Origin of the sequence: Paraperlucidibaca wandonensis (genome assembly GCF_042677145.1) — a bacterium.
Taxonomy (GTDB): Bacteria; Pseudomonadota; Gammaproteobacteria; order Pseudomonadales; family Moraxellaceae; genus Perlucidibaca; species Perlucidibaca wandonensis.
On the sequence record NZ_JBHTIT010000001.1, the window covers coordinates 1,336,733 to 1,360,275 of the forward strand.

23 protein-coding genes and 1 tRNA gene are annotated in these 23,543 nt (G+C 54.9%); 7 read left to right on the plus strand and 17 right to left on the minus strand.

The window, feature by feature from the left end; translation table 11 throughout:
- Positions 1–4 precede the first annotated feature (4 nt).
- Positions 5–2,377 (minus strand): DNA internalization-related competence protein ComEC/Rec2, encoded by a 2,373-nt coding sequence (locus tag ACFQ0F_RS06240; RefSeq protein WP_379070249.1) that lies wholly within the window; start codon positions 2,375–2,377, stop codon positions 5–7.
- 91 nt (positions 2,378–2,468) lie between these two features.
- On the opposite strand from ACFQ0F_RS06240, the gene ACFQ0F_RS06245 reads away from it, so the two are divergent.
- The gene (locus ACFQ0F_RS06245; RefSeq protein ID WP_379070252.1) at positions 2,469–3,050 is read left to right on the plus strand and encodes a DUF2062 domain-containing protein; all 582 of its coding nucleotides are present in this window, start codon (positions 2,469–2,471) and stop codon (positions 3,048–3,050) included.
- A gap of 9 nt (positions 3,051–3,059) precedes the next feature.
- On the opposite strand, the gene lolD is transcribed toward ACFQ0F_RS06245, so the two are convergent.
- Positions 3,060–3,752, minus strand: a complete 693-nt coding sequence (gene lolD, locus ACFQ0F_RS06250) for a lipoprotein-releasing ABC transporter ATP-binding protein LolD (RefSeq protein ID WP_340675061.1) — start codon at positions 3,750–3,752, stop codon at positions 3,060–3,062.
- Positions 3,745–4,980, minus strand: a complete 1,236-nt coding sequence (locus tag ACFQ0F_RS06255; protein ID WP_379070256.1) for a lipoprotein-releasing ABC transporter permease subunit — start codon at positions 4,978–4,980, stop codon at positions 3,745–3,747. Before ACFQ0F_RS06255 ends, lolD begins: the two co-directional genes overlap by 8 nt.
- Before the next feature lie 93 nt (positions 4,981–5,073).
- Here ACFQ0F_RS06255 and ACFQ0F_RS06260 point away from each other — a divergent pair, with 93 nt between their 5' ends.
- Entirely contained in the window at positions 5,074–5,817 is a 744-nt protein-coding gene (locus ACFQ0F_RS06260; protein ID WP_379070259.1) for a glycerophosphodiester phosphodiesterase, read from the plus strand.
- Positions 5,818–5,883: 66 nt separating this feature from the next.
- On the opposite strand, the gene ACFQ0F_RS06265 is transcribed toward ACFQ0F_RS06260, so the two are convergent.
- The 7 genes from ACFQ0F_RS06265 to ACFQ0F_RS06295 form a co-directional block, all read right to left on the minus strand.
- Positions 5,884–6,735, minus strand: coding sequence for a M48 family metallopeptidase (locus ACFQ0F_RS06265; protein WP_340675064.1), 852 nt, complete (start codon positions 6,733–6,735; stop codon positions 5,884–5,886).
- Positions 6,736–6,785: 50 nt separating this feature from the next.
- A complete protein-coding gene (locus ACFQ0F_RS06270; RefSeq protein WP_379070262.1) occupies positions 6,786–8,390 on the minus strand; it encodes a glycerol-3-phosphate dehydrogenase/oxidase in 1,605 nt (534 codons plus the stop codon).
- Between the two features lie 97 nt (positions 8,391–8,487).
- Positions 8,488–9,291, minus strand: coding sequence for a glutamate racemase (gene murI / locus ACFQ0F_RS06275; RefSeq protein WP_340675066.1), 804 nt, complete (start codon positions 9,289–9,291; stop codon positions 8,488–8,490).
- Positions 9,292–9,364: 73 nt separating this feature from the next.
- Positions 9,365–9,440, minus strand: a tRNA-Gly gene (locus ACFQ0F_RS06280).
- 104 nt (positions 9,441–9,544) lie between these two features.
- A complete protein-coding gene (gene pgsA, locus ACFQ0F_RS06285) occupies positions 9,545–10,105 on the minus strand; it encodes a CDP-diacylglycerol--glycerol-3-phosphate 3-phosphatidyltransferase (protein ID WP_340675067.1) in 561 nt (186 codons plus the stop codon).
- A 47-nt stretch (positions 10,106–10,152) separates the two neighbouring features.
- Positions 10,153–12,051 carry an excinuclease ABC subunit UvrC gene (gene uvrC / locus ACFQ0F_RS06290; protein ID WP_379070267.1) on the minus strand — a complete coding sequence of 633 codons (1,899 nt, stop codon included), beginning with the start codon at positions 12,049–12,051 and terminating at the stop codon, positions 10,153–10,155.
- The gene (locus ACFQ0F_RS06295) at positions 12,048–12,728 is read right to left on the minus strand and encodes a response regulator transcription factor (RefSeq protein WP_340675069.1); all 681 of its coding nucleotides are present in this window, start codon (positions 12,726–12,728) and stop codon (positions 12,048–12,050) included. Before ACFQ0F_RS06295 ends, uvrC begins: the two co-directional genes overlap by 4 nt.
- A 100-nt stretch (positions 12,729–12,828) precedes the next feature.
- Between ACFQ0F_RS06295 and pbpG the strand changes: the two genes are divergently transcribed.
- The gene (pbpG, locus tag ACFQ0F_RS06300) at positions 12,829–13,752 is read left to right on the plus strand and encodes a D-alanyl-D-alanine endopeptidase (RefSeq protein WP_340675070.1); all 924 of its coding nucleotides are present in this window, start codon (positions 12,829–12,831) and stop codon (positions 13,750–13,752) included.
- On the opposite strand, the gene ACFQ0F_RS06305 is transcribed toward pbpG, so the two are convergent.
- Positions 13,729–14,472, minus strand: coding sequence for a M48 family metallopeptidase (locus ACFQ0F_RS06305; RefSeq protein WP_379070272.1), 744 nt, complete (start codon positions 14,470–14,472; stop codon positions 13,729–13,731). The genes pbpG and ACFQ0F_RS06305 overlap by 24 nt on opposite strands.
- Positions 14,472–16,301, minus strand: coding sequence for a DNA helicase RecQ (gene recQ, locus ACFQ0F_RS06310; protein ID WP_340675072.1), 1,830 nt, complete (start codon positions 16,299–16,301; stop codon positions 14,472–14,474). Before recQ ends, ACFQ0F_RS06305 begins: the two co-directional genes overlap by 1 nt.
- 122 nt (positions 16,302–16,423) lie before the next feature.
- Between recQ and ACFQ0F_RS06315 the strand changes: the two genes are divergently transcribed.
- The gene (locus ACFQ0F_RS06315) at positions 16,424–16,990 is read left to right on the plus strand and encodes a YecA/YgfB family protein (protein ID WP_340675073.1); all 567 of its coding nucleotides are present in this window, start codon (positions 16,424–16,426) and stop codon (positions 16,988–16,990) included.
- On the opposite strand, the gene trhO is transcribed toward ACFQ0F_RS06315, so the two are convergent.
- Both trhO and ACFQ0F_RS06325 read right to left on the minus strand, forming a co-directional pair.
- Positions 16,987–17,919 carry an oxygen-dependent tRNA uridine(34) hydroxylase TrhO gene (trhO, locus tag ACFQ0F_RS06320; RefSeq protein ID WP_379070277.1) on the minus strand — a complete coding sequence of 311 codons (933 nt, stop codon included), beginning with the start codon at positions 17,917–17,919 and terminating at the stop codon, positions 16,987–16,989. The genes ACFQ0F_RS06315 and trhO overlap by 4 nt on opposite strands.
- The gene (locus tag ACFQ0F_RS06325; RefSeq protein ID WP_379070280.1) at positions 17,916–18,263 is read right to left on the minus strand and encodes a BolA family protein; all 348 of its coding nucleotides are present in this window, start codon (positions 18,261–18,263) and stop codon (positions 17,916–17,918) included. The genes trhO and ACFQ0F_RS06325 overlap by 4 nt, the downstream gene beginning before the upstream one ends.
- A gap of 200 nt (positions 18,264–18,463) precedes the next feature.
- On the opposite strand from ACFQ0F_RS06325, the gene ACFQ0F_RS06330 reads away from it, so the two are divergent.
- Entirely contained in the window at positions 18,464–19,429 is a 966-nt protein-coding gene (locus ACFQ0F_RS06330; protein ID WP_379070283.1) for a fatty acid desaturase family protein, read from the plus strand.
- Between the two features lie 110 nt (positions 19,430–19,539).
- Here the strand turns inward: ACFQ0F_RS06330 and ACFQ0F_RS06335 are convergent, their stop codons facing one another.
- From ACFQ0F_RS06335 to grxD, 3 genes are all read right to left on the minus strand, one after another.
- Positions 19,540–19,959, minus strand: coding sequence for an NfeD family protein (locus ACFQ0F_RS06335; protein WP_379070286.1), 420 nt, complete (start codon positions 19,957–19,959; stop codon positions 19,540–19,542).
- Positions 19,960–19,962: 3 nt separating this feature from the next.
- Entirely contained in the window at positions 19,963–20,877 is a 915-nt protein-coding gene (locus tag ACFQ0F_RS06340; RefSeq protein ID WP_340675080.1) for an SPFH domain-containing protein, read from the minus strand.
- A 66-nt stretch (positions 20,878–20,943) separates the two neighbouring features.
- Complete coding sequence (grxD, locus tag ACFQ0F_RS06345) at positions 20,944–21,261, minus strand: Grx4 family monothiol glutaredoxin (RefSeq protein WP_340675081.1); 318 nt, start codon at positions 21,259–21,261, stop codon at positions 20,944–20,946.
- A 121-nt stretch (positions 21,262–21,382) separates the two neighbouring features.
- Between grxD and ACFQ0F_RS06350 the strand changes: the two genes are divergently transcribed.
- Positions 21,383–22,594 carry an aspartate aminotransferase family protein gene (locus ACFQ0F_RS06350; RefSeq protein ID WP_379070290.1) on the plus strand — a complete coding sequence of 404 codons (1,212 nt, stop codon included), beginning with the start codon at positions 21,383–21,385 and terminating at the stop codon, positions 22,592–22,594.
- Entirely contained in the window at positions 22,591–23,502 is a 912-nt protein-coding gene (gene argF / locus ACFQ0F_RS06355) for an ornithine carbamoyltransferase (protein ID WP_379070293.1), read from the plus strand. The genes ACFQ0F_RS06350 and argF overlap by 4 nt, the downstream gene beginning before the upstream one ends.
- Positions 23,503–23,543: the final 41 nt, after the last annotated feature.

Genomic DNA, 23,543 nt, shown 5'->3' on the forward strand with positions numbered 1-23,543 from the left:
GCACTTAGGGCGGCATTTCAGATGGCTGAGGCGAAAGCAGCTGCGGTTTTGCTCGCCAATAATGCTTATCGAGCAATCGCCCATGCTGCACTCGTGGCCATTGCCCAACTTGAAGAAACTCATAACGCAACAGACCACTGTCATCACTTCGATACAGCGGAATACCTCTAGCCATAACGCGTTGTTGCACTGTGGAGTGCGGATGATGAAAACGATTGCGATAACCAACGGTGGCAATGACCTCGCGCGGCGCAACCGCATCTAGCCAACTTTCGGTGCTCGATGTTTTGCTACCATGGTGGCCAAGTAAGAGTAAATCTGCGCGCAGATCAGACTGCATAGCTAACAGCGTTAATTCGCCTTGTGCCTCTAGGTCGGCCGGAATCAGCACGGTAAATCCCTGCGCACGAATGCGCAGCACGCAAGAGCGCTCATTATCGCGCTTGAGCAAAAACGTTGGGTCTGGCCACAGAAACTCGAACTCGACGCCATCCCATTGCCAACGCTGGCCACTGCGGCAACCTTGCTGCGGCGGACGCTCAGCTAAAGGCCATTGCGCCAAATGCGATGGCCACTCGCCCCAAACCTGGGCCACCGGCAGCGTGCGCAAGATCGCCCCGCCACCGCCGGTATGATCATTGTCGTCGTGGCTAAACACGAGAGCATCGAGCGAGCGCACCTGAGCCCAGCGCAAATACGGCAAAATAATGCGCTGACCAGCGCCGGCGTCATCGCTAAATGCCGCACCAGTGTCAAATAACAGCTGATGTTTTGCCGTTTCCGCATGCACCGACAAACCTTGACCGACATCGATAATGCTCAGCCGCAACTGGCCTTCGCTCAAGCTCGGCTGCGGCCAACACAGCGCAAGCAGCGGCAGCCATGCCAATTGCCGCCCAGGCAGCGCGCGCGGCATCAGTAATAAAGCAATACTCAAGCCCAGCGCCCAGACTGTCGCGCCAGGTAAATGCCAATCAATGGCCGCTCCCGGCAGTGCTGCCGCCCATTTCAGCAACTCATCGAGCATGGCCATGCTGCCAATAGCCAAAGCCCATAACGCATGGCCTAGCGGCTCGGAGACGCTATGCGCGAGCAGGCCCGCCATTGCCACTGGTACCACAGTAAACGTTACCCACGGGATGGCGATGATATTGATCGGCAAGCTCAGCCACGCTAGCCGAGAAAATAGCGCCAAGGTCAACGGCAGTAAGCCCCACGTCGCCAGCCATTGCGCTCGAAAACCCGCGCGCCAACTCACTTCCTCACCGGGAGCCATGCCGCCAGCCATCAGTAAGGCGACAGCAGCAAAAGACAACCACAAACCGGCCGAATGAATCGCTAAGGGATCGAGCAGCAGCACCGCCGTTAAAGCCAATAACAGGCTTTGTGTCGCGCGCATCTCACCTGGCAGGCAACGTAGCCAAACGATCATTCCGAGCATCAATAAAGTGCGCTGCGTTGGCACTTCCATGCCCGCCAACGCACCATAGCCACATGCCGCCAGCCAGCCGATAACACCCGACACACGCACGGCTGGCTGCCACAACGCCAGCTTCGGCGAGCGCAACCAGCAGCGGCGAACAAACCACGCTACTAACCAGGCAACCATGGTGATGTGCACACCTGAAATCGCCACCAAATGCGTGATGCCGGTGCGCGCGTATCTGTCCCAGGCTTCGATGGACATGCCCGCACGGTCGCCAGTGAGCAGCGCCAATACTGTGCCGGCGGCATCGGGCTGATCTGCAAAGCTCGCTAGCAAATGTTGGCGAATACGCCAGCGCAAACCATCGAGCGTGGTCTCGGCAGCAGCAATGCGCTCGCCAGAGCTCGCCCAGCCAGTAGCGCTAATGCCGTTCTGATGCCACCACAGCTCACCATCGAAGCCACCAGGATTGACCACACCATTGGGCCGCTTCAAGCGCAGCTGAAAGCGCCACACTTCATCAGGCTTTAATAAAATATCGCCGCGCCAACTCAGCTGCCAGTTAACGCCACTCTGCCAACACGATTCAGCGCCTGAAATAGGCTGAAAGACAAAACGCTCGCCAATGGGCTGCGCTGGTCTTGGCAAGCTAACAATACGACCCGTGACATTCAGGCGCTCACCTTCACACGCCGATGGCAGCTGCTGCGTCATCGCTTGCGTTGCGGCAAATACAGACCAGAGCATGCCCGCGCTCAAACCGATGCCGGCAAGTGCTGGCCAGCTGAGGGCGAAATCTTTAAATGAGCGGCGCTGACGAAGAAGCTGAGCAAGAAAAATGCCGCCCAATATCACTGCGCAATAGGCTAAGCAAAGCATAAATGAAGGCAGCTGCGCCCATAGGCGCAACAAAAATACGCCATAAACAAAACTAAATAATAGCGAAGACACGCTGTTGCTCCCCTGGCATCCATTCCAGTTGAATCAACTCTCAGTGTAGACTACGGCCTGCCCTCTTTCTGGGTAGAACATGGAAGACCTCATGGCTAAGGCTTTTATTCGTCGCTACCTTCCCACTCCGGAGCAAATCCGAGAGATGAAGGGCCTCGGCTTTTTACGCAACCGCCTGAGCGATCCTAGTCTCTGGCACCTAAACCGCCGCTCGGCTTCATGGGCGATGTTTTGGGGTCTATTCTGCGCCTTCCTACCCGTACCTTTTCAAATGGTGCCGGCCACCGCTATCGCCATTGTCTTTCGCATTAATTTGCCGCTGATGATTCTGCTGGTATGGATCACTAACCCACTAACGCTATTGCCATTTATGTATAGCGGTTATTGGTTAGGTAGCCATTTGCTTGATGTGCCCATGCTCACCTGGCATCAGCTAGAGCACTTGGCGACGCGCGCACTGCATATGTCGGATGCGCCCGTAGACGCTTTCGAGGTAGGCCTACTTCAGCAGCTCAAACCATTCTTCCTTGGCTCGGTCGTACTAGGGCTGGTGTTAGGTACGATAGGCTATATCGCCATGCGCTATTTTTGGCGATGGCATGTGGTCACGGCTTGGCGCAAGCGCCTAGAAGCCCGCCTCGCGCAAAAATCTAATGACATTTCTGCGCAGTAAGGCACAGCATTATTGGGCTTGATCAAGCTCGACTAAGCTACCGCTGCTCATGCTCAAACGCCGATGCGCCAAAGACGCCAAACGCTCTTCGTGAGTCACGATAATAAAGCTAATCCCCAAGGTTTCATTTAGCTCAACGATGAGCTGATGAATCGACTCGGCAGTATCGCGATCGAGATTGCCTGTAGGCTCATCTGCCAATACCAAGGCAGGGTCACACACTAGCGCACGCGCCAAAGCCACACGCTGGCGCTCACCACCTGAGAGCTCCGATGGCTTGTGCTCAACACGCTCCGACAAGCCCACGCGCGTTAATAATTCATGGGCTTTTTTGCGAGCTAACTTAGGACTCATGCCGCCGATGACTGCCGGCAAGCTGACGTTTTCCAATGCCGTAAATTCCGGCAAAAGATGATGCAGCTGATAGACAAAACCGATGTGCTGGTTACGCAACTTACTGCGCTCCGCTTCGCTCATGCTGGCTAGGTCATTACCCATCAGCTCAACGCGACCGCTGCTTGGCAACTCTAAGCCCCCGAGCAAATGCAGCAATGTGGTTTTGCCCGAACCCGAACGACCGACAATGGCGACACGCTCGCCGCGCATGACCTGAAAGCTGACATCCTTCAAGACCGTAATAGCTTGCGGACCTTCAGAAAATTGCTGACCCAAATCATGGGTAGCTAGAACAATCTCACTCATGGCGCAAAGCCTCCGCTGGTTGAATGCGACCAGCTTGGCGTGCCGGATAAATTGTCGCCAAGAAGCTCAAAATAAATGCAGTGAGGCCGACCCAAGTGACATCAAACCAATCGAGTTGCGTGGGCAGATAATTGACAAAATAGGCATCGAATAAACGCACATTCATCAGGCGCTCATAGCCAGCGGCGATGTCACTAACAGTGAGCGACAGCAATATGCCTAAGCCCACACCCGCGATAGTTCCACCCAGCCCAACCGCCGTGCCCTGCACTAAGAAAATGCGCTGAATCATGCCCGGCGTGGCGCCTAAGGTGCGCAAAATTGCGATGTCTGACTTCTTGTCATTAACCACCATGACCAGACTGGAAACGATATTAAACGCCGCCACCGCCACGATCAGCAGCAGCAGTAAAGACATCATCGCCTTTTCCATTTTGATAGCGTTAAACAAGCTGCCCTGAGTCTGCGTCCAATCGCTGGCGTAAAAATATGGCGGCAGTGTGGCCAATAAGCGTTCGTTGGTGGCACGCACGGCAAACAGGTCATCAACCTTTAAGCGCAAGCCTTGCACGCGGTCGCCAATGCGCAACAGGCGACCGGCATCGGCGTAATGCACATAGGCCAAAATGCCATCGACCTCAGCGCCAACTTTGAATACACCAACAACATTAAAGCGCTTAAAGCGAGGAATAACGCCGGCAGCACTCAAGGTGGCCTCGGGTAAAACCAGTGTTACCGAATCGCCCATGCGCACGCCGAGTACATCGGCGAGCTGTTGGCCCAGCACGATGCCATAGCTGCCATCGGTGAGATCGCTCATCTGCCCCTGCGCCATGAAGTCGGGCAAGATCGACACCTTGGCTTCGAACTCGGGCGCAATACCGGTGATCACCGCGCCGTTGACTTGGCCATTGGCAGTGAGCATGCCCTGCACCTGCGACATAGGTGCGGCAGCAGTAACACCCGGACTAGCTTCGGCAATTTGCACGAGCTTGCGCCAGTTTTGTACCGGCTCGGTGGCGTGAATAGTGGACTGCGAGACCATGCCTAAGATGCGCTGCTTAAGCTCGCGGTCGAAGCCGTTCATCACCGATAACACCGTGATGAGCACAGCCACGCCGAGCATAAGCCCGATCATCGAACTCAGTGACATGAAGGAGATAAATTGGTCGCGGCGGCGCGCACGTGTGTAGCGCAGCCCGATAAAAACAGAGAGTGGTTTATACATGGGCGCGATTACACCATAGCCACCGCGCGGCGTCACACAGAATTCACAACGAGCAGGCTACACTAGGCATAAATGCTAAATAAGGAGAGCGCCATGCGCTTAATTGGTCATCGTGGCGCGCGCAGCGAAGCTCCCGAAAACACCCTCAGCGGGTTTCGGTATCTGCGCGCACTCGGCGTGCGAGCTGTCGAGTTCGATATTCACCTTAGTGCCGATGGCGAACTCATAGTCATCCACGATGCTGAGTTATCGCGTACCACCTCTGGCCATGGTTTGGTGCGTGAGCATAGCGCTGCCGAGTTAGCCGCACTGGATGCCTGCCATCAGCCCGCACACAAAGGCTTTGCGCCATGGCCAAAGCGCGAAGGCGTGCCAACGTTGGCGCAAGTGCTCACTGAACTCTACGATTTCACCCATATCGAGCTGGAGCTAAAACTTCAGCATGAGGAGGATGAAGCCGCCGTAGTCGCCGCCTTGCCTGCGATTTGGCAGCGCTTTAACTTATCGGGTCGCGCGCGCTGCACGTCATTTAATCCGCGGCTATTGCACCGCTTACAGCAACAGGCACCCGAGTTGCCACGCGGCTTTTTAGTAGAAGATAATTTTGCTGGCGACATCGTGCAGGTCGCACAAGCCCTAGGCTGCGATGCCATCGGTCCGCACGCAAACTTACTCACAGCTGAGCTAGTGACTCAGGCGCACGCCGCTAGCTTGTGGGTGTCGACGTGGACGGTGAACGATCACCAGCGGGCGTTAGAATTAGCAGCAATGGGCGTGGATGGCTTAATCACCGACACGCCGATGCTGGCAAAAAGCTGGCTGAGCTGGAGCGCATAAACTCAAGCGCATAAAAAAGCCTCGCTCATCGGCGAGGCTTTTTATCGTTGCAGGCAAAACTAAATATTAAGTGCGCGGCACAATGGCTCGGCTTGGCGCGGGACTACGTCTAGCCTGCTGATACAAGGGCATAACTTTCGGAATAGCCGCTTGCAGATCGTTAATACGCTGAGCATTACCTGGGTGAGTACTCAAGAACGAACCACTGCTATTGCCAGTGGCAGCAGCCATTTTCTGCCAAAGCGTGACCGATGCATTCGGGTTGTAACCGGCACGAGCTAGCAGCTCTAGGCCAATAATGTCGGCCTCCGATTCCTGGCCGCGGCCATTGGGTAGCGTTAAACCAATCTGCGCAGCTTGCTGCAACAACGTACTGGTGCCTTGCGACATGCCAGTGAGTGCACCAACCAGGCTCAAGCCAGCATTTTGCGCATAGGCTTGCGACACACGCTCGCGGCCATGCTCACGCAAAGCATGAGCAATTTCATGACCCATGATGGCGGCGATTTCATCATCGGTGAGTTTTAGCTTATTGATGATGCCGGTGAAAAACATGATTTTGCCACCAGGCGCGCAATAGGCATTGAGCTCATCGCGCGTTTCTAAATTAACTTCCCAGCGCCACGCCAAGGCATCGCTGCGAAAAGTACCGACTTGTGGAATCAAACGATCAGCAATTTGGCGAATACGCTCCAAATTGGCTTTATCAGTATTTAGCGCGCGCTTGCTTGTGGCCTTAGTCAGCTCTTCCTGATAGCTCTGCGCCGCCATCGCCTCCACTTCAGAAGATGACACCAGCAGTAACTGTTGGCGACTGACACCCGTAGCACCTTGCTGAGTCGTGGTCGTACAAGCCGCTAGGCCTAAGGCTAAAATCAGCGCTAAGCCACTGGCTTTAGCAAGATGCTTCACATTCATGCGCGGAGTGCTCCAAAAGTAATGGTATCGACGGCTAAATATGCTAAGCGCTAAACCTTAGCTGCCGTTGGTAAGTAGTAATAACGTCGCCATATAGACTCATAGCGTACACGCTCAGCGCTGATTTTTTCCGCCGACCAGTGTAATTCATCACGCAATATGGCATCGATTTGCGGAATCAACGACAAACCACCGCGCGGTAGCAGCAGGCCTAAACGCACACGACGCATGAGTAAATCATCGAGATGAACCACTTGCTCATGACGGCATGCCCAGCGTAATTCGGCCAACAAGGTGTTGGTGTCGGCAATATGCACGAGCTCACCAGCGGGCATCTCGCGCAAAAAGCGTTGGGTATGGATGCCAAAACGCGCCACTACATGGGCAAACATCGCCGGCGTTAAATGCTCAGGCGCAGGGCCCGACTGTGGTGCACGAAAAATCGCGGCGCCATCATCGCGCACAGTAATACCCAGCTGCCCTGCCGCCAGCCGCAAGGCATCGAGCGCAATAAGACGGAAAGTGGTGAGCTTGCCGCCAGTTACGGTAATTAAGCCTTGGTTATCCCAAACGCTATGGCTGCGGCTCTCTTTCGATGGGTCATTGCCATCGCCAGCGCTAACCACTGGGCGCACGCCAGACCAAGTTGAAATAATGTCTTCAACGGTAAATTTCGCGGCAGGAAATTGCGTATTGATGCCGCGCAACAAGTAATGCATCTCGGCCTCGCTTAAGGCCGCCTCAATGTCTAAATCGTCACGATGATCAAGGTCCGTCGTGCCAACAATGGTGCGGCCTTCCCACGGATAAATGAACATCACGCGCTGGTCATCGGGGTGATGGCAAATTAAGGCCTCACTCAAAGGCAGGCGATGCGCAGAAAACACCAAATGGCTGCCGCGCAAAGGCCGCACACGCACTTCATCAATGAGTTTTCGACGTAGGCGATCCGCCCACGCGCCGGTGGCGTTAATCACGGCTTTCGCCGCCACTACAGCGGTCTCGCCTCGGTCGCTGCCAAAATCATCCGAGGTATCTTGCAGACGCAAACCGGTGACACGATCACCAGTCATCACCAAATCGGTGGCTTTCACGTAATTGAGCATGACTAAACCATCGGCCACGGCCTCGTCGAGCACGCGTTGTACTAAGCGCGAATCGTCGACCACGGCATCGGTGTAGCGCGTGGCGCCAGTAAGGCCTTCGCCGCGATGACCAGGCATGCGCGCCAAGAAATTGAGCTTTTTAAAGTAGCGATGGTCGCGCATGCCGGCGAGCAGATCATAGACCGTGATGAGAAACTGAAATGGCCAGCGACCCGGAAATACGCCTTTATAATGGGCAAAGTGAAAGCCCATGCGCTCGACCAAGCCCGGTGCTTCGCGCAGCAGACGCTCGCGCTCAGTAAGCGAATGCCAAGTCAGCCGCACTTCACCTTGAGCGATATAGCGCAGGCCGCCATGAACCATTTTCGATGAGCGGCTAGATGTGCCCCAGCTATAGTCAGTCTGCTCGATCAATGCCGTACGCAGGCCACGTCGCACGGCCTCGCGCGCCACACCAGCACCAGTAATTCCGCCGCCAATCACCAGCACATCCCATGCGGTTGTGGTCAACGTTTGCCATTGCTGTTTTCGAGCCTCTATAACTGCCACCTGCGCCTCTCCTTGTCCGAAAAATCGGCGCTAGTGTAACCAAATGTGTAGGAAAAAAGGCTCAGGCGAATGACTTCGAGGTCATTTTTTTGCAGAACTACCAGCGCACCTGCTCAAGATGGCTCAGTTCACGCCCCAAAAAGCGCGAACCTATGGTTTGAAAACGTAGCGGAATGTCAGTCACCACATAGTCATAGCGTGGCGCGATGCGCTGCGGATTATGCATTTCCATTTCGGTCAGCACGCGCGCGGTTTGCTCGGCAATAGTCACCGCCGAATCCACCAAGCGAATATTCGGCCCCGCAATCTGACCAATAAGCGGCTTCAGCAGCGGATAATGCGTGCAGCCCAGCACCAAAGCATCGATAGACTCAACAAATACTGGCTTCAAATATTCGCGCAAAGTTAGGCGCGTGACTTCGTGTTCAAGCCAGCCCTCCTCCACCAATGGCACCAGCAAAGGGCAAGCCTGCGAGTAGACACTGAGTGCAGGATTGAGCGCATGAATATTGCGCGCATAAGCATTGGAGTTGACCGTGGTCGGCGTGCCGATAACACCAATGCCGCGCTGGCTTATTTCCACCGCCGCACGCGCACCGGCATCGATAACATCAAGCACTGGCACTGGCGAACGCGCCCGCACGGCCTCACCCGCCACCGCCGCCATGGTGTTACAGGCGATGATCAGCAACTTGACATCGCGGGCGAGTAAAAAGTCGGCGATTTGCGTGGTGAAGCTATGGATGGTTTCGTTGGATTTCACGCCGTAGGGCACGCGCGCGGTATCGCCAAAATAGACTATGTCTTCAAATGGCAGGCGCTCCATTAAAGCCCGCACTACCGTCAGACCGCCAATACCGGAGTCAAATACACCAATTGCCGAGCGTGAAGTTGCGGCCATGAACGCGTCCATCAAGCCAAATAGAAACTCAGGATAGCAAAACGCCGACACAATGGTCGGCGTTTTGTCGATTTGGAGCGGGTAACGAGGCTCGAACTCGTGACCTCGACCTTGGCAAGGTCGCGCTCTACCAGCTGAGCTACACCCGCAATGATCAAATGACTTGCGTCACTGGAACAGGCGCGCATTGTAGGCCTTGGCAGAATCAAGTCAAGCCTTAGGCGGTGCGTCTGCGCAAACTTTAGCCAGCTATTTAATCTGCTTCACTTAGCGATGGCCATGCTGCCACTAAGTAGATGCACATCGACCATAAGGTCAGCACGACCGACAAATACAACAAGCCCCATGCCAGCGGATTTAGCACCGCCCAATCGAGCAGTAGCAAAGTGATAGAGACCATTTGCGCGGCGGTTTTCCATTTGCCAATGGCGCTTACTGCCACTTGCGTGCGTTGGCCAATTTCAGCCATCCATTCGCGCAATGCCGAGATAGTGATCTCACGCGAAATGATGACAATCGCCGGCACTACCATGACCACGTGCGCATGCCATTCGACTAGCAAAATTAGTGCGGCAGCGACCATAAGTTTATCGGCAACAGGATCTAAAAAGCGGCCAAAGGCCGAGCCTTGATTCAGCGTGCGCGCCAAATAGCCATCGAACCAATCGGTGGCGGCAGCAATTGCAAAGACGGCGGCAACGATCTCATTACGAAAGGCGATAGGCGAATACGCGAGCACCAGCAGCACCGGAATCAGGGCAACACGGGAGACGGTCAGAATATTTGGGATGTTCCAGAGTGGACGTGCGGCCAACACCGTCTCCATACGGTCAGAATGAAGTCACAGACTATCCTAGAACTTCAGTGACTGTGCAAGGCGGCATACAGGCTTTGTGCTAAGGCATCGCTAATGCCATTGACGCGAGCGAGGTCGTGTGCGCTGGCTCGTAGCACTTCTTGCAAGCCACCAAAATGCTGAATTAAGGCACGCCGGCGCGCTGGGCCAATGCCATCAATACCTTCTAGCGTCGAGGTTTTACGCGCCTTGGCGCGGCGAGCCCTATGCCCGGTAATGGCAAACCGATGCGCTTCGTCGCGAATGTGCTGAGTCAAATGCAGGGCCGGCGATTGCGCATCTAAGCTCAAAGGCTCTCGGTCAGGAAAGTGCAGTGTCTCCAACCCAGGCTTACGGCCCTCGCCCTTGGCAATACCAATCAGCTGCACAGAAATGATGCCCAACGTGGCCAAAACATCGATCGCTTGGCTGAGCTGGCCCTTGCCGCCATCAATAAATAAGACATCAGGCAAGCGCTCATCATTAGGGTCGAGCTTGCTATAGCGCCGCGTTAAGGCTTGATGCATGGCGGCGTAATCATCGCCGGGCGTGATGCCCTCGATATTAAAGCGGCGATAGTCACTGCTGCGCGGGCCCTCGCCATCGAATACTACACAAGAGGCAACCGTGGCCTCGCCCATGGTGTGCGAAATATCAAAACACTCCATGCGTTTAATCGGTTTTTCCAAAGCCAATACTCGCTGCAGCTCGGCAAAGCGCATGGCGGTATGACCGCGATGGCTGAGCTTTGCCGTCAGCGCCGACTCAGCATTGCGCTGCGCCATGGTCAACCAGGCCGCCCGCGTCTCACGCACCCGTGACTTAATCTCAACTTCGCGACCAAAGTGCTGGCGTAAGGCATCGGCTAGCACCGCGTCATCAGCCAAAGCCACTGGCGTGATGATCTCTCGCGGCAGCTCGCGACCAGCGCCTATCTGCAAATAATACGAAGGTAGGAATTCAGCCAAAATATCTTCAATAGCGGTCTCGCCAAACACGCTGGGATGCCAATTTTTGCTACCCAAAACACGACCATCGCGCACTTGTAACACCGACACGCAAACGCCGCCGGGCTGCGCCGCCACACCATAAACATCGGCTGAACCCAAATCATTGAGCACGAACTGCTGCTCTTGTATGCGCCGCAATGCGCTGAGTTGGTCGCGATAACGCGCGGCTGATTCAAAATCTAAGGCCTCGGCGGCCATGTCCATGCGCGCGATAAGACCGTCGGTAACTTCGGCATTACGGCCCTCTAAAAACAGCCGCGTATTGATGACATCGCGGCGATAATCTTCGTCGCTGACCAAGCCTACGCAGGGCGCGCGGCAACGGCCAATTTGGTGCTGTAAGCATGGCCGTGTGCGATTGCGAAAAAAGCTGTCTTCGCATTGGCGCACCTGAAATAACTTCTGCAATAAATTCAGGCTATCGCGCACCGACACCGAGCTAGGAAACGGGCCAAAGTAACGGCCTTTTTGTTTTTTCGGACCACGATGAAAACCTAAGCGAGGCCAAGCATCGCCCTCAGTTAATAGCACCGATGGATAACTTTTATCATCGCGAAGTAGAATATTAAAAGGAGGCTTCAGCGACTTAATCAGCGTTTGCTCAAGCAGCAGCGCCTCAGTTTCCGAGGCCGTAATAGTCACTTCAATGGCGTGAATACGCGCCACTAAAGCTTTAGTTTTCGGGCTGTCGACCTGCTTGGCAAAATAGGAATTAACGCGATTTTTCAGCACCTTGGCCTTGCCGACATAAAGCACTGCACCGGTGGCATCGAGCATGCGATAAACACCGGGGTCAGTTGGCAAGGTTTTCACTGTGTCGCGCAAAGCCTCTAGGCGTAATGCGTTGGCATGCTTGCTATTTGCCGTCGGCTCCAATGGCTCCGGCGCAGCTAAGGTGGCCGTGACATCCGTCATGAGCACAGTCCTGTAGATTGCACGAGCTTGAACAAACCGAGGTCTGAGCGCACGCCAAGCTTCTCCATCATTCGGCTGCGATAAGTCGCTACTGTTTTCGGATTAATGCTCAATAGCTCAGCAATTTCGGGCACTCGCTTCTCCGCCAAAACATAGTGCATAACCGCCAACTCACGCGCCGATAATTCAGCAAAGCGCTCCTGCTCATCACTTAAGCCTTCTTGCGCCCAAGCCGTCGACAAACTCGGTGAAATATACGACTTACCCATCCCCGCCAAACGCAAGGATTTTACTAGCTCATCGAGATCGGCATGGGTGGATAAAAACCCCGAAACGCCGGCCTGAATCATGGCTTTTGGATAGACCTCAGGCGTTTGGTTCATCAGCACCACGCGCGGCTTATCGGCTAGATGCATCAAGCGCATGGCGAGTTCGAAATGTGTTTTCGGAGCATCTGTTTGATCGCTCGCTTCACTGCTTAAGCTAGATGGCGTATTTGCCCCAGAAATACCAATTAAAGCGACACGAAAACTAGTCGATTGCAAAGCCGTCATTGCGGCGTCATCGCAGTCACTGGCCATCACCACGCGCAAGCCGGAAATAGGCAGGAAAAGTAGCGCTGCAATACCATCTCGCAGGAGCGCATTATTGTCGACGATAGCCACCGTTAGCGCCACATTACCCCCTACTTTTAAGCCGACCTACTATCATAACTGCACCGTCTTATGTTACATAACGCTTGAACGCAATCTAGTCATAAATACCGAGACTCTTTTCATGTTGCCAAACGTTAAAATTCTTAGCCCGCGCAGGGCTTTTGCTGTTGCTGTTTTAAGCCTCTTCGCAATGGCTCCACAAGCCTATGCGGCCAAAACAGCAGCGCCCGTATCAGCAGCTCAGATCGCCGCCGAGCAGCGTCGCGCTGGGCCCGACATTATCCACAGCAGCTTCACCACACCATTGGATGTTGCCTCACGCGCAGCACTTATTACCAATGTTGAAACCGGCGAAGTGCTGTACTCGAAAAACGTTCATCAGCGCATGCCGATTGCCTCCATCACCAAACTGATGACAGCGATGGTGGTGCTCGATGCAAAGCAATCCATGGATGAGCTGGTCACGATTACTAAAGATGATATTGATCATCTTCGCCATACCCATTCACGCATGAGTGTTGGCACTAGCCTACCGCGCGCCGACCTCATGTTACTGGCGTTAATGGCTTCAGAAAATCGCGCCGCATCGGCTTTAATTCGCAATTATCCAGGCGGTTTGGCTGCGGGCATCGCGGCAATGAATCGCAAAGCGCGCAGCTTGGGCATGCCCAATACGCAGTTTTTCGACGGCACCGGCCTGCATGGCGCAAACGTCTCAACACCTGGCGAACTTACTAAGATGGTGCAGGCGGCATATCGCTACGCCGACATTCGTGCCTTTTCAACAACACCCGAATACAGCGTGATGGTGCGTGGCCAAGAGCAGCGCTTTCGCAACACCAACGGCTTGGTGAAAAAGCCCGAATGGGAAATCGATATTTCGAAAACTGGCTTTATCAATGAAGCTGGTCGTTGCTTGGTCATGATGGCGCATATCCAAGACAAGCCCGTGGTTATTGTGCTGATGGATTCGTGGGGAAAATACACGCGAATTGGTGATGCTAATCGCGTGAAAGACTGGCTAGACGTCGCCGCTCGTAACTAAGCGCGTAGCCCACTGCTTCATTTCAACGCGCTGAACCTGCCACTCTGGGTTCAAGCGCGCTTGCACAGCATAGAACGCCGCACTGTGATTCATCTCGCGCAAATGCGCCATCTCGTGGCAAATCACATAATCGATTAAGTGCTCAGGCAGCTGCATGAGCTGAGTGTTGAGCATGATGCGGCCATCGGCGCTGCAACTGCCCCAGCGCGAGCGCAGGCAGCGAAAACGTAAAGCGGTTGGTCGCCATTGTTCACCATGCTTCGCTACTAAAGCCTCCACACGAATGGGCAATGATTGCTTGGCTTGAGCTGTCTGCCAGTTTTGTAGCGATTTGGTGATGAGCTTGGGCCAAGTGTCGGGCTCAGTTGTCGTTGTTATTTGGAAGCCATGCCTAACAGCGCTTACGCTATCAACACCATGGTCGCTAAAGCAAACCTGCACCCGCCCACGCTGTGTAGCCACGTGCTCGATATGCACCGGCCATTCCTGACCCTGATGCCACCACTGACGATCCTCGCCCCATTGCGGCAATGCCGGTAAGTCGCCTAAGCGCTGCAGCTGCTCATCTATCCAAGCTTGGCGGCTACGCACAAAGGCTTCGATGGCATTGAGCGGATAACGCAGCGGCGCTCGCACTTCAACATGGCCATCACGGCGAATATGAATCGCCACCGTGCGCCGCGATGAGCGCTTCAGCTGCCACGCCTGCGCGCCGCTCATTAGCCCATGACCGGATAACTTTGATCCAAAATCACCGCCAAGAAGGCTTCGCCATAGCGCGCCAACTTACTCTCGCCGATGCCGGCAACGGTACTCATTTCTTGCAGGCTTTGCGGTTGGCGCATGACCATATCGATCAAGGTGCTGTCATGGAAAATGACATAAGGCGGTACACCCTGCTCCTTCGCCAATTTGCTGCGACGTGCGCGCAAGGCCTGCCATAACGGTTCATCTGCCGGCTCAATGCTGCTCGCCGCTCGCGATGGCTTGCTCGAGCGTTGAGAACTGGCGGTGTCGCGATCTTTGCGCAATTGCAGGCTGACTTCGCCCTTCAGCAATGGCCGGCACTCTGGCGCCAAACGTAGTGTGCCGTAGCCATCGGCATCGACCAGTAATAAGCCGTGCGCCAACAGCTGGCGATAAATACTACGCCATGCTTTTAGGCTCAAATGCACGCCTTGGCCAAACACCGCGAGCTGCTCGTGAGCATTGCTCAAGACACGATCGGAGCGCTTGCCGCTGAGCACTTCTACCGCATACTCAACGCCGTAGCGCTGGCCAGTGCGATACACCGCCGACAAGGCCATGCGCGCCGGTTCGGTGGCATCCCAAGTCGCCACCGGCTCCGTGCAGACATCGCAGTGGCCGCAGGGCTCGGGCATATGCTCATCGAAATAGCGCAGCAGCAATTGGCGGCGACACGCCGTGGTCTCGCAAAGCTGAAGCATGGCATCGATGCGGCGGCGCTCATGACGCTTATGCTCTTCGCTGCCATTGGACTGCGCCAGCATTTGCTGATGCTTGATGACATCTTGCAGGCCGTAAAAAAGCGATACCGTTGAAGGCAGACCATCACGGCCAGCACGACCAGTTTCTTGATAATAAGCCTCAAGACTTTTGGGTAAATCTAGGTGCGCGACAAAGCGCACATTGGGCTTATCGATGCCCATACCAAACGCGATGGTGGCGACAACAATAATGCCCTCTTCGCGCAAGAACCTCGTTTGATTGGACTCGCGCTCCGCTGGCGATAAACCAGCGTGATAGACCAGTGCTGGAAAGCCTTGCTTCACCAAAGCCGCCGCCACTCGCTCGGTTTTCGCGCGCGATAAGCAATAGACAATGCCAGCATCTTGCGGGTGTTCGCGGCGGATAAAATCGGTGAGCTGATCCATCGCGTTGAGGCGCGGCAAAATGCGGTAATAGATATTCGGTCGGTCGAAGCTGCTTAAAAATACCGGCGCATGATCGAGCTTCAGCAAGCGCGCAATATCAGCACGGGTGCGCAGGTCGGCGGTGGCCGTTAATGCCAAGCGCGGCACATCGGGAAACTGCTCAGCGAGCACCGACAGACCTAAATAATCAGCGCGGAAATCATGGCCCCATTGCGACACGCAATGCGCTTCATCGATGGCAAATAATGAAATTGGCACGCGTGACAGCAGCGCCAAATTACGCGCAGTGACCATTCGTTCAGGCGCCATATAAAGCAGGTCGAGTGAGCCGTCGAGTAGCTGCGTTTCAATCGCCCGCGCCTCGTGCAAATCCAAGCTACTGCTCAAATACGCCGCGCGCACGCCTAGCTGCAGCAAGGTAGCGACTTGATCTTGCATCAGTGAGATGAGCGGAGAGATGACGATCGCTGTGCCACTGCGCATCAAGGCCGGCACTTGATAGCACAAGGACTTACCACCGCCAGTGGGCATCAGTACTAGGGCATCGCCGCCATTGGCAACGGTGTCGACAACTTCGGCTTGGCGGCCACGGAAATCGCTATAGCCCCAGACTTGGCGCAGCACCTCGCGGGCGCGATCAATACTCGCCGACATCAGCAGGCTTCCTTTAAATTCAGATGAGTGCGCGTACGCAATGTCGTAATTTTGCGCGATACAGAGGCTCTCTTTGCGCTATTGTTCAGAGTACAATGCATGGACATTTTGGAGCGCCGCTTATGCACGAACAATACGCTTTGTCCGAGTCCACACTGCTGGCTCTGGAGACTTTTCTCGATGGCGACGCCAACCCCAATGGCCCTGACTTCGCTGGCATGCACGGCTTCCTTACGGGCCTCACCGTGGGCCCGCGCGGCAAGCTCGACGAGGAGGCGATGACCGCTTGCTTCGATGACGAAGCGCCGCTGCCCAACGCCGAAGCCAGTGCGGATTTGTTTGCCGACCTGCAGGCTTGGCAAAAAAGCATCCACGCCGCGCTTTATCATGGTGTGCGCTTGGTGCTGCCCTGCCCGTTGCACGCCGAGCCCGATGACGACACGCCGCTCAATAGCTGGTGTGCTGGCTTCATGGAGGCGCTGTTTTTGGACGAAGACGACTGGTATCGCATCGACGAAGATGAGATCGCCGACATGACTTTGCCCATGCTGGTGCTCTCGGACTTGATCGAAGATCCTGATCTGATGCCGTTGCGCCGCGACCGCAAAATGCTCTCCGGCATGACCAGCGAGATCCCCGAACTCATCACCTCGATTTACCTGCACTTCCACGCACCCGAAGGGCATTAAGACTTGCCTAAGCGTTTTGTCGCCAGCGCCAGTTGCATGCGGCGCTCGGCAAAACGCTTACGCTGATCATCGCTCAAGCTATCGTGACAATGTGCGCAGCTGATGCCGTACTCATAAAGCGGCGACTCTAAATCCGCTGGCATCAAAGCACGGCGGCAGCCATAACAGACGGTGGCCTCGCCCTGCTCTAGGCCATGCTTGACCGCCACGCGCTCATCGAAAACAAAACACTCGCCCTGCCACAGGCTTTCTTCGACTGGCACTTCTTCCAAATATTTCAAGATGCCGCCTTGCAGGTGATAGACCTCATCGAAACCTTGCTGACGCATATAGCTCGAGGCTTTCTCACAGCGGATGCCGCCGGTGCAAAACATCGCGACGCGAGTATGCTTTGCAGGGTCTAGCTGGCTGGCGACATATTCGGGAAAGTCACTGAAGTTCGCCGTCTTAGGATCTACCGCTCCAGCAAAGGTGCCAATGGCCACCTCATAATCATTGCGCGTATCGATCAATAACACCGATGGATCGCTAATCAGCGCATTCCATTCCTGCGGCTTCACGTAAGTGCCAACCACCGCTGTAGGATCAACCGGCTTGCCTAAAGTGACGATTTCGCGCTTGAGCTTAATTTTCAAACGCAAGAATGGATGGCGATCAGAAAACGATTCTTTATGCTCTAAATTGGCAAAGCGGCTGTCGCCACGCAAGCGCGCGAGCAATGCATCGATGGCCGAGCGCGTGCCCGACACCGTGCCATTTATGCCCTCATGCGCGAGCAATAACGTGCCGCGAATGCCTAAGCCTACACAGAACTCGGTGAGCGGAGCTTTGACTTCGGCAAACTCAGGCCAATCGGCAAAATGATAAAGCGCAGCAACCACCACAGGCTCATCGGCCGCTTGGCGCGCCTGAATCCATGCTTCGCTCATTGGCTGCCTCCACGGCAAGCTGGGCTTTCGGGCGCAGCATCAATAGCAGCCCATTCCTCTGGCGTGTACAAATGCAAAGCCAATGCATGCAGGCCGGTGTCACGCTCAGCAGCCGTTGCGGCATAAATGCGCTGATGCCTTGCCACCGCGCGCTGGCCTTGAAACGCCTCGCTCACGGCAATCAACTTGTAATGAGTCTCGGTGCCTGGGCCGCCATGATTATGTGACTCGTTCAGCACTTCAATGTGACTAGGCTGGATCGCCTGGGTAACCGCCGCAATAATGCGCTGCTCGCGGCTAGATGATGCCGAAGTAGATGCTGTAGATGGTGAAACAGAGGACATAACAACACTCCAAAACCAGTCTGCCAAGGCTAGAGCACAGCTCAAGCACATGGCTAATGTTTCTATTATAGAGCCTGAAACTCAGCCTCGCTTGCTCAGGGTCAAGATTGCAGCAAATCATTTAGATTCATTACATCATTTGCACATATGAATTTTTATGAGTAATATAAATCCACGCTAAATACTCCATGAGCATCGATATGAGCACATACAGCCTAAGTCCCGCGCGTCGCGCCGAGCTCAACCAAAAATCAAACTGGCGCGGCACATTAGAAGTCGCCAAAGATTGGACGCTGGTGATTGCCGGTTTCGCCATCAGCCTAGCTTGGCCGCACCCACTAAGCTATGTGCTCAGTGTGTTTCTGCTGGCAAGTGCCATGGCCGGCTTTGCCATCCTGCAGCATGAAACCGCGCATCGCTCGCTATTTGCTACGCCATCGCTAAACGAATGGATTGGTGAATACCTAGCCGCCCTACCAATCCTGCAAAGCATGCCTGGCTATCGAGCCTATCATATGGTGCACCACCGCCTTGCTGGCACGCCAGATGACCCCGACCGCATCATGACCGAGAGCTATCCGGTCAGCCCTGGCAGCCTGAAACGCAAACTTTGGCGCGACATCAGCGGCCAAACTGGCATCAAGTCCATCATCGGCCTCATGGGCATGTACGCGGGCTATTGGAAATATGAGCTCACCGGCAAGGTCGAACGCCTAATGCCTGCGCCACAAGGTGTCAGTGGCTATGCGAAAAAATTCATCGCAAATAATGGCCACATCGCCATTCTCTGGCAGTTCGCTATTTGGGGCGCACTCTATGCACTCGGCAATGGCTGGCTCTACGGCCTCTGGGCCATAGCCTTCATCTTTGTACTACCAACCTGCATGCGCATACGCCAGATTGCCGACCATGCTGTGGTCGCCGACCCATTGAGCAAAAACCCGCTAATGCACGCACGCAGCACTTCGGCGAATTGGTTTGAAAAGCTGTTGTTTGCGCCGCACTATGAGCATTACCATCTAGAACATCACCTCATGCCGACAGCGCCCTGCTGGCATTTGCCGAAACTACATGCAGAACTAAAAGCAGCAGGGGTTATCCCTGAGCAGAATCAGGCTACAAGCTTGCTTGATGTATTGCGCAGGGCAACGATCAGCACAACATAACAGTCGCGCAAGAGCACACTACAGAGATTGCGGCAAAAAATGAGCCCCATAAAAAAACGCGCGACCTTGATGGCTCGCGCGTTTTTTGTGAAGCAGCTGCTCTGAAGCGATTACTGCGCCTCTACCACCAGCGTATTGCCCTGTACTGCGCTCACGCGAACGCGAGCACCAATAGGCAGGTCCGGGCCACTCAGTGTCCACGAAGTATCGTCCATCGCAATACGGGCACGGCCTTGTACTATTGCCTCAGTCAGCACCAACTCGCGGCCAAGCCAACGCTTAGAGCCACTATTTAGCCCATTCGGTGCCACCGCAGCTTTTGAAGCACGGCGTTTAGCCCAGCCAAAGCAAAGCAGCACTGAGAGCACTGAGAACAGGGCTGCTTGATACTGCCAGTCAGTCAAACCCGCGTGAGTTGCTAGCGCCGTTAGACCGCCGGCAATTGCCAACATCAGCAAAAACAGCGAGCCCGAAAGCAGCTCGCTGAGCGCCAATACCAGAGCAATAATCCACCACCCTGTGGCTGTCATGGCTTAGGCCTTATCGTCGCGTACGGCTTTCAACAACTCAGCCATACCGCCAACGCTACCAACCAACTGCGTAGCTTCGATCGGCATCATGATGACTTTGGTGTTGGTCGACGCTGCCACGGCACCAAAGGCGGTGACGTATTTTTGCGCGATAAAGTAGTTCAAGGCTTGAATATTGCCCTTGCCGATAGCATCCGACACCATTGAGGTGGCGTTGGCTTCAGCCTGAGCTTCACGCTCACGCGCTTCAGCTTCCAAGAAGGCGGCTTCGCGAGCACCCTCGGCTTTCAAAATCTGGCCTTGCTTCTCGCCTTCAGCTTCCAAAATCTCCGCTTGGCGGCGACCTTCAGCTTCCAAAATCGAGGCACGCTTCATACGCTCAGCTTTCATTTGCGACGCCATAGCATCGACCAAATCGTGTGGCGGCGTGATGTCTTTAATCTCAACGCGGGTAATTTTAATACCCCATGGGCCAGTGGCCTGATCAATAGCAGCAAGCAAGCGACCGTTGATTTGGTCACGCTGCGACAGCATCTCATCGAGGTCTAGCGAGCCAATGACAGTACGCATATTGGTCATTGCCAAGTTTTGAATGGCATAGCCCAAGCCTTGAACTTCATAAGCAGCACGTGGCGTGTCGATGACTTGGTAGAAGCAGACAGCATCGATACGCACCATGGCGTTGTCGCGCGAAATCACTTCTTGTGCAGGAATGTCTAGTACCTGTTCCATGACGCTGAGTTTGCGACCGACTTGATCGAAAAACGGCATGATGAAATGCAGGCCTGGGCTCAGTGTGGTGGTGTAGCGACCGAAGCGCTCCACTGTCCACTCATAGCCTTGGGGCACGGTTTTCACACTCATTAAAACAACGAGTACGGCCAGTGCAACTAAGACCATTAGGAAAATAGGTAACATATATAACTCCATTTAGTGCACCGACAGAGGCTCTGCTCGGCGACTTGAATCCAACGCTGTTAAGGCTTAAGTAGCTGATGCTTCTTTTACGAGCGTGGCTAATTCGCCTTTTTGAACCATGTCCATAACGATGTCGCAGCCACCGATCAGCTCACCTTTAACCCACAGCTGTGGAAAGGTTGGCCAGTTTGCGATTTTCGGCAAGGTGGCACGGATGTCAGGATTATCCAAAATATTGACGTAGGCGAATGGTTCGCCAACTTGCACCAAAGCCTCGACAGTACGGGCAGAAAAACCGCATTGTGGAAATTGCGGGGTGCCTTTCATGAACAACAGTACGGCGTTGTCGGCAATTTGCTTCTTGATTAACTCTTCGATTTCCATGGCTTCATCTCAGTTGAAAATATGGCCCACAATATAGCAGATACTGAAGTGTCTTGGCGAAACGATGCCCCAGCGCTACACTCCGCGATTACCTTTTTCAATGACCTGCAGGCTCGCCATCATGACCGCCCTAACGCCCCCGACCTTAATGCCCACCTACGCCCGCCAGCCCGTAGCGTTTGTGCGAGGCGAAGGCGTCTGGCTCTACGACACCGATGGCAAGCGCTACCTCGACACCACCGCCGGCATTGCTGTCTGTGGTTTGGGTCATGCTCACGCTGGCGTAGCGAAAGCCATTGCTGAGCAAGCCAGCACTTTGGTGCACACGTCGAACTTGTTTCAGGTGCCATTGCAGCAGCAGCTCGCCGATAAGCTCTGTGCCGTCTCGGGCATGAACAGTGCCTTTTTTGGCAACTCCGGCGCGGAAGCTAACGAAGCCGCGATCAAGCTAGCTCGGCTCTATGGCCATAAAAAAGGCATCACACTGCCAACGATTATTGTCATGGAAAACAGCTTTCATGGCCGTACCATGGCAACACTAACTGCCACTGGCAACGCGAAAGTACAAGAAGGCTTTGGCCCGCTGGTGCAAGGTTTTGAGCGTGTGCCATTCGATGATATTGCTGCAATCGAAGCCGTAGCCGCGCGCAACCCCAATATCGTGGCGATCTTGGTCGAGCCTATTCAGGGCGAAAGCGGCGTGCGCATGGCGAAAAATGGCTTCGGCTATTTGAAAGCTCTGCGTGACATCTGCGACCAACACGACTGGCTGCTCATGCTCGACGAAATTCAAACTGGCAATGGCCGGACTGGGCGCTATTTTGCCTACCAACACGCGGGCATTTTGCCGGATGTGTTGACCACCGCCAAAGGCTTGGGCAATGGCTTCCCAATAGGCGCCACGCTAGTCGCTGGCAAAGCCACTGAGCTTTTTAGTCCGGGCAAACACGGCACCACCTATGGCGGCACTCCGCTAGGCTGCGCTGCTGCGCTCGCTACCATGGATGGCCTGCTCGCTGGTGCCGTCGACAACGCCGCCATCATGGGCCAGCGCATTCGCGACGGCTTCATCCGTGAGCTTGGCGATCTTGGCGTCACTGTAGAAGGTGCAGGCCTGATGCTCGGCGTCGTGCTGCCAAAGCCCTGCACAGAACTAGTCGCCATCGCCCGTGATGCCGGTGTGCTGCTGATTGTTAGTGCAGAAAATCGTATTCGTTTATTGCCGCCGCTGGTGATTACCGCCGCAGAGGCCGACGAACTAGTGACTCGTATTAGCGCGATGGTGCGCGAATTCCTAGCGCCTGCAGCTGCGACAAACGAGGCAAGCGCATGAGCACGCGGCATTTCCTCACGCTCCTAGATTTCACGCCAGCTGAGCTACAAGGCATTTTAGATCGCGCCATCGAGCTGAAACGCATACTGCGCTCTGGCGAAATCTATGAACCGCTCAAAAACCGCGTCTTGGGGATGATTTTCGAGAAGTCATCGACTCGTACCCGTGTCTCGTTTGAAGCGGGCATGGCGCAGTTTGGCGGTTCGGCGATTTTTCTATCGCCGCGCGACACTCAGCTCGGTCGCGGCGAGCCGATTGAAGACTCAGCGCGAGTGATTTCACGCATGGTCGATGCGGTGATGATTCGCACCTTCGACCACGCCACCATCGAGCGCTTTGCGGCGTATTCACGCGTGCCCGTGATTAACGCCCTCACCGATGACCATCACCCCTGCCAGCTACTCGCCGACCTACAAACCTTTGTCGAGCATCGTGGCCCGCTAGCTGGTCGCGAATTTGCTTGGGTCGGCGATGGCAATAATATGTGCAATAGCTATGTCCATGCCGCACACCAATTCGGCTTTCATCTGCGCATCGCCTGTCCCTATGGCTTTGAGCCAGACCCCGACATGCTCGAGCAATATGCCCATTGCGCGACCTTGGTGAAAACCGCTGAAGAGGCCGCCGAGGGTGCGCACTTGGTGGCTACCGACGTGTGGACGAGCATGGGCCAAGAGTCTGAGCAAAGTGTGCGTAAGCGTCGTTTTTCGATGTATCAGGTCAATCCGCGCCTGATGGATCATGCCGCCGATGACGCGTTGTTTATGCACTGTTTACCTGCGCATCGCGGCGAAGAAATCTCTGAAGATATGCTCGATGACAAGCGTAGTGTGGTCTGGGATGAGGCGGAGAATCGTCTGCATGCACAGAAGGCATTGCTGGAGTTTTTGCTGGTGGGCGCGCGCTAAATAGCGGGCAATTTGTAGCTAGTTTTTGGTGCCGCTGAGCC

Coding starts and splice junctions, on each gene's coding strand:
- grxD (WP_340675081.1), bottom strand. CDS start 21,261: ATGGAAATCGAAGAGTTAATCAAGAAGCAAATTGCCGACAACGCCGTA.
- pbpG (WP_340675070.1), top strand. CDS start 12,829: ATGTTGCCAAACGTTAAAATTCTTAGCCCGCGCAGGGCTTTTGCTGTT.
- lolD (WP_340675061.1), bottom strand. CDS start 3,752: ATGAGTGAGATTGTTCTAGCTACCCATGATTTGGGTCAGCAATTTTCT.
- ACFQ0F_RS06350 (WP_379070290.1), top strand. CDS start 21,383: ATGACCGCCCTAACGCCCCCGACCTTAATGCCCACCTACGCCCGCCAG.
- argF (WP_379070293.1), top strand. CDS start 22,591: ATGAGCACGCGGCATTTCCTCACGCTCCTAGATTTCACGCCAGCTGAG.
- ACFQ0F_RS06340 (WP_340675080.1), bottom strand. CDS start 20,877: ATGTTACCTATTTTCCTAATGGTCTTAGTTGCACTGGCCGTACTCGTT.
- ACFQ0F_RS06265 (WP_340675064.1), bottom strand. CDS start 6,735: ATGAATGTGAAGCATCTTGCTAAAGCCAGTGGCTTAGCGCTGATTTTA.
- uvrC (WP_379070267.1), bottom strand. CDS start 12,051: ATGACGGATGTCACGGCCACCTTAGCTGCGCCGGAGCCATTGGAGCCG.
- trhO (WP_379070277.1), bottom strand. CDS start 17,919: ATGAGCGAAGCATGGATTCAGGCGCGCCAAGCGGCCGATGAGCCTGTG.
- ACFQ0F_RS06315 (WP_340675073.1), top strand. CDS start 16,424: ATGCACGAACAATACGCTTTGTCCGAGTCCACACTGCTGGCTCTGGAG.
- ACFQ0F_RS06330 (WP_379070283.1), top strand. CDS start 18,464: ATGAGCACATACAGCCTAAGTCCCGCGCGTCGCGCCGAGCTCAACCAA.
- ACFQ0F_RS06305 (WP_379070272.1), bottom strand. CDS start 14,472: ATGAGCGGCGCGCAGGCGTGGCAGCTGAAGCGCTCATCGCGGCGCACG.
- murI (WP_340675066.1), bottom strand. CDS start 9,291: ATGGCCGCAACTTCACGCTCGGCAATTGGTGTATTTGACTCCGGTATT.
- ACFQ0F_RS06325 (WP_379070280.1), bottom strand. CDS start 18,263: ATGTCCTCTGTTTCACCATCTACAGCATCTACTTCGGCATCATCTAGC.
- ACFQ0F_RS06255 (WP_379070256.1), bottom strand. CDS start 4,980: ATGTATAAACCACTCTCTGTTTTTATCGGGCTGCGCTACACACGTGCG.
- ACFQ0F_RS06335 (WP_379070286.1), bottom strand. CDS start 19,959: ATGACAGCCACAGGGTGGTGGATTATTGCTCTGGTATTGGCGCTCAGC.
- recQ (WP_340675072.1), bottom strand. CDS start 16,301: ATGTCGGCGAGTATTGATCGCGCCCGCGAGGTGCTGCGCCAAGTCTGG.
- ACFQ0F_RS06260 (WP_379070259.1), top strand. CDS start 5,074: ATGCGCTTAATTGGTCATCGTGGCGCGCGCAGCGAAGCTCCCGAAAAC.
- ACFQ0F_RS06245 (WP_379070252.1), top strand. CDS start 2,469: ATGGCTAAGGCTTTTATTCGTCGCTACCTTCCCACTCCGGAGCAAATC.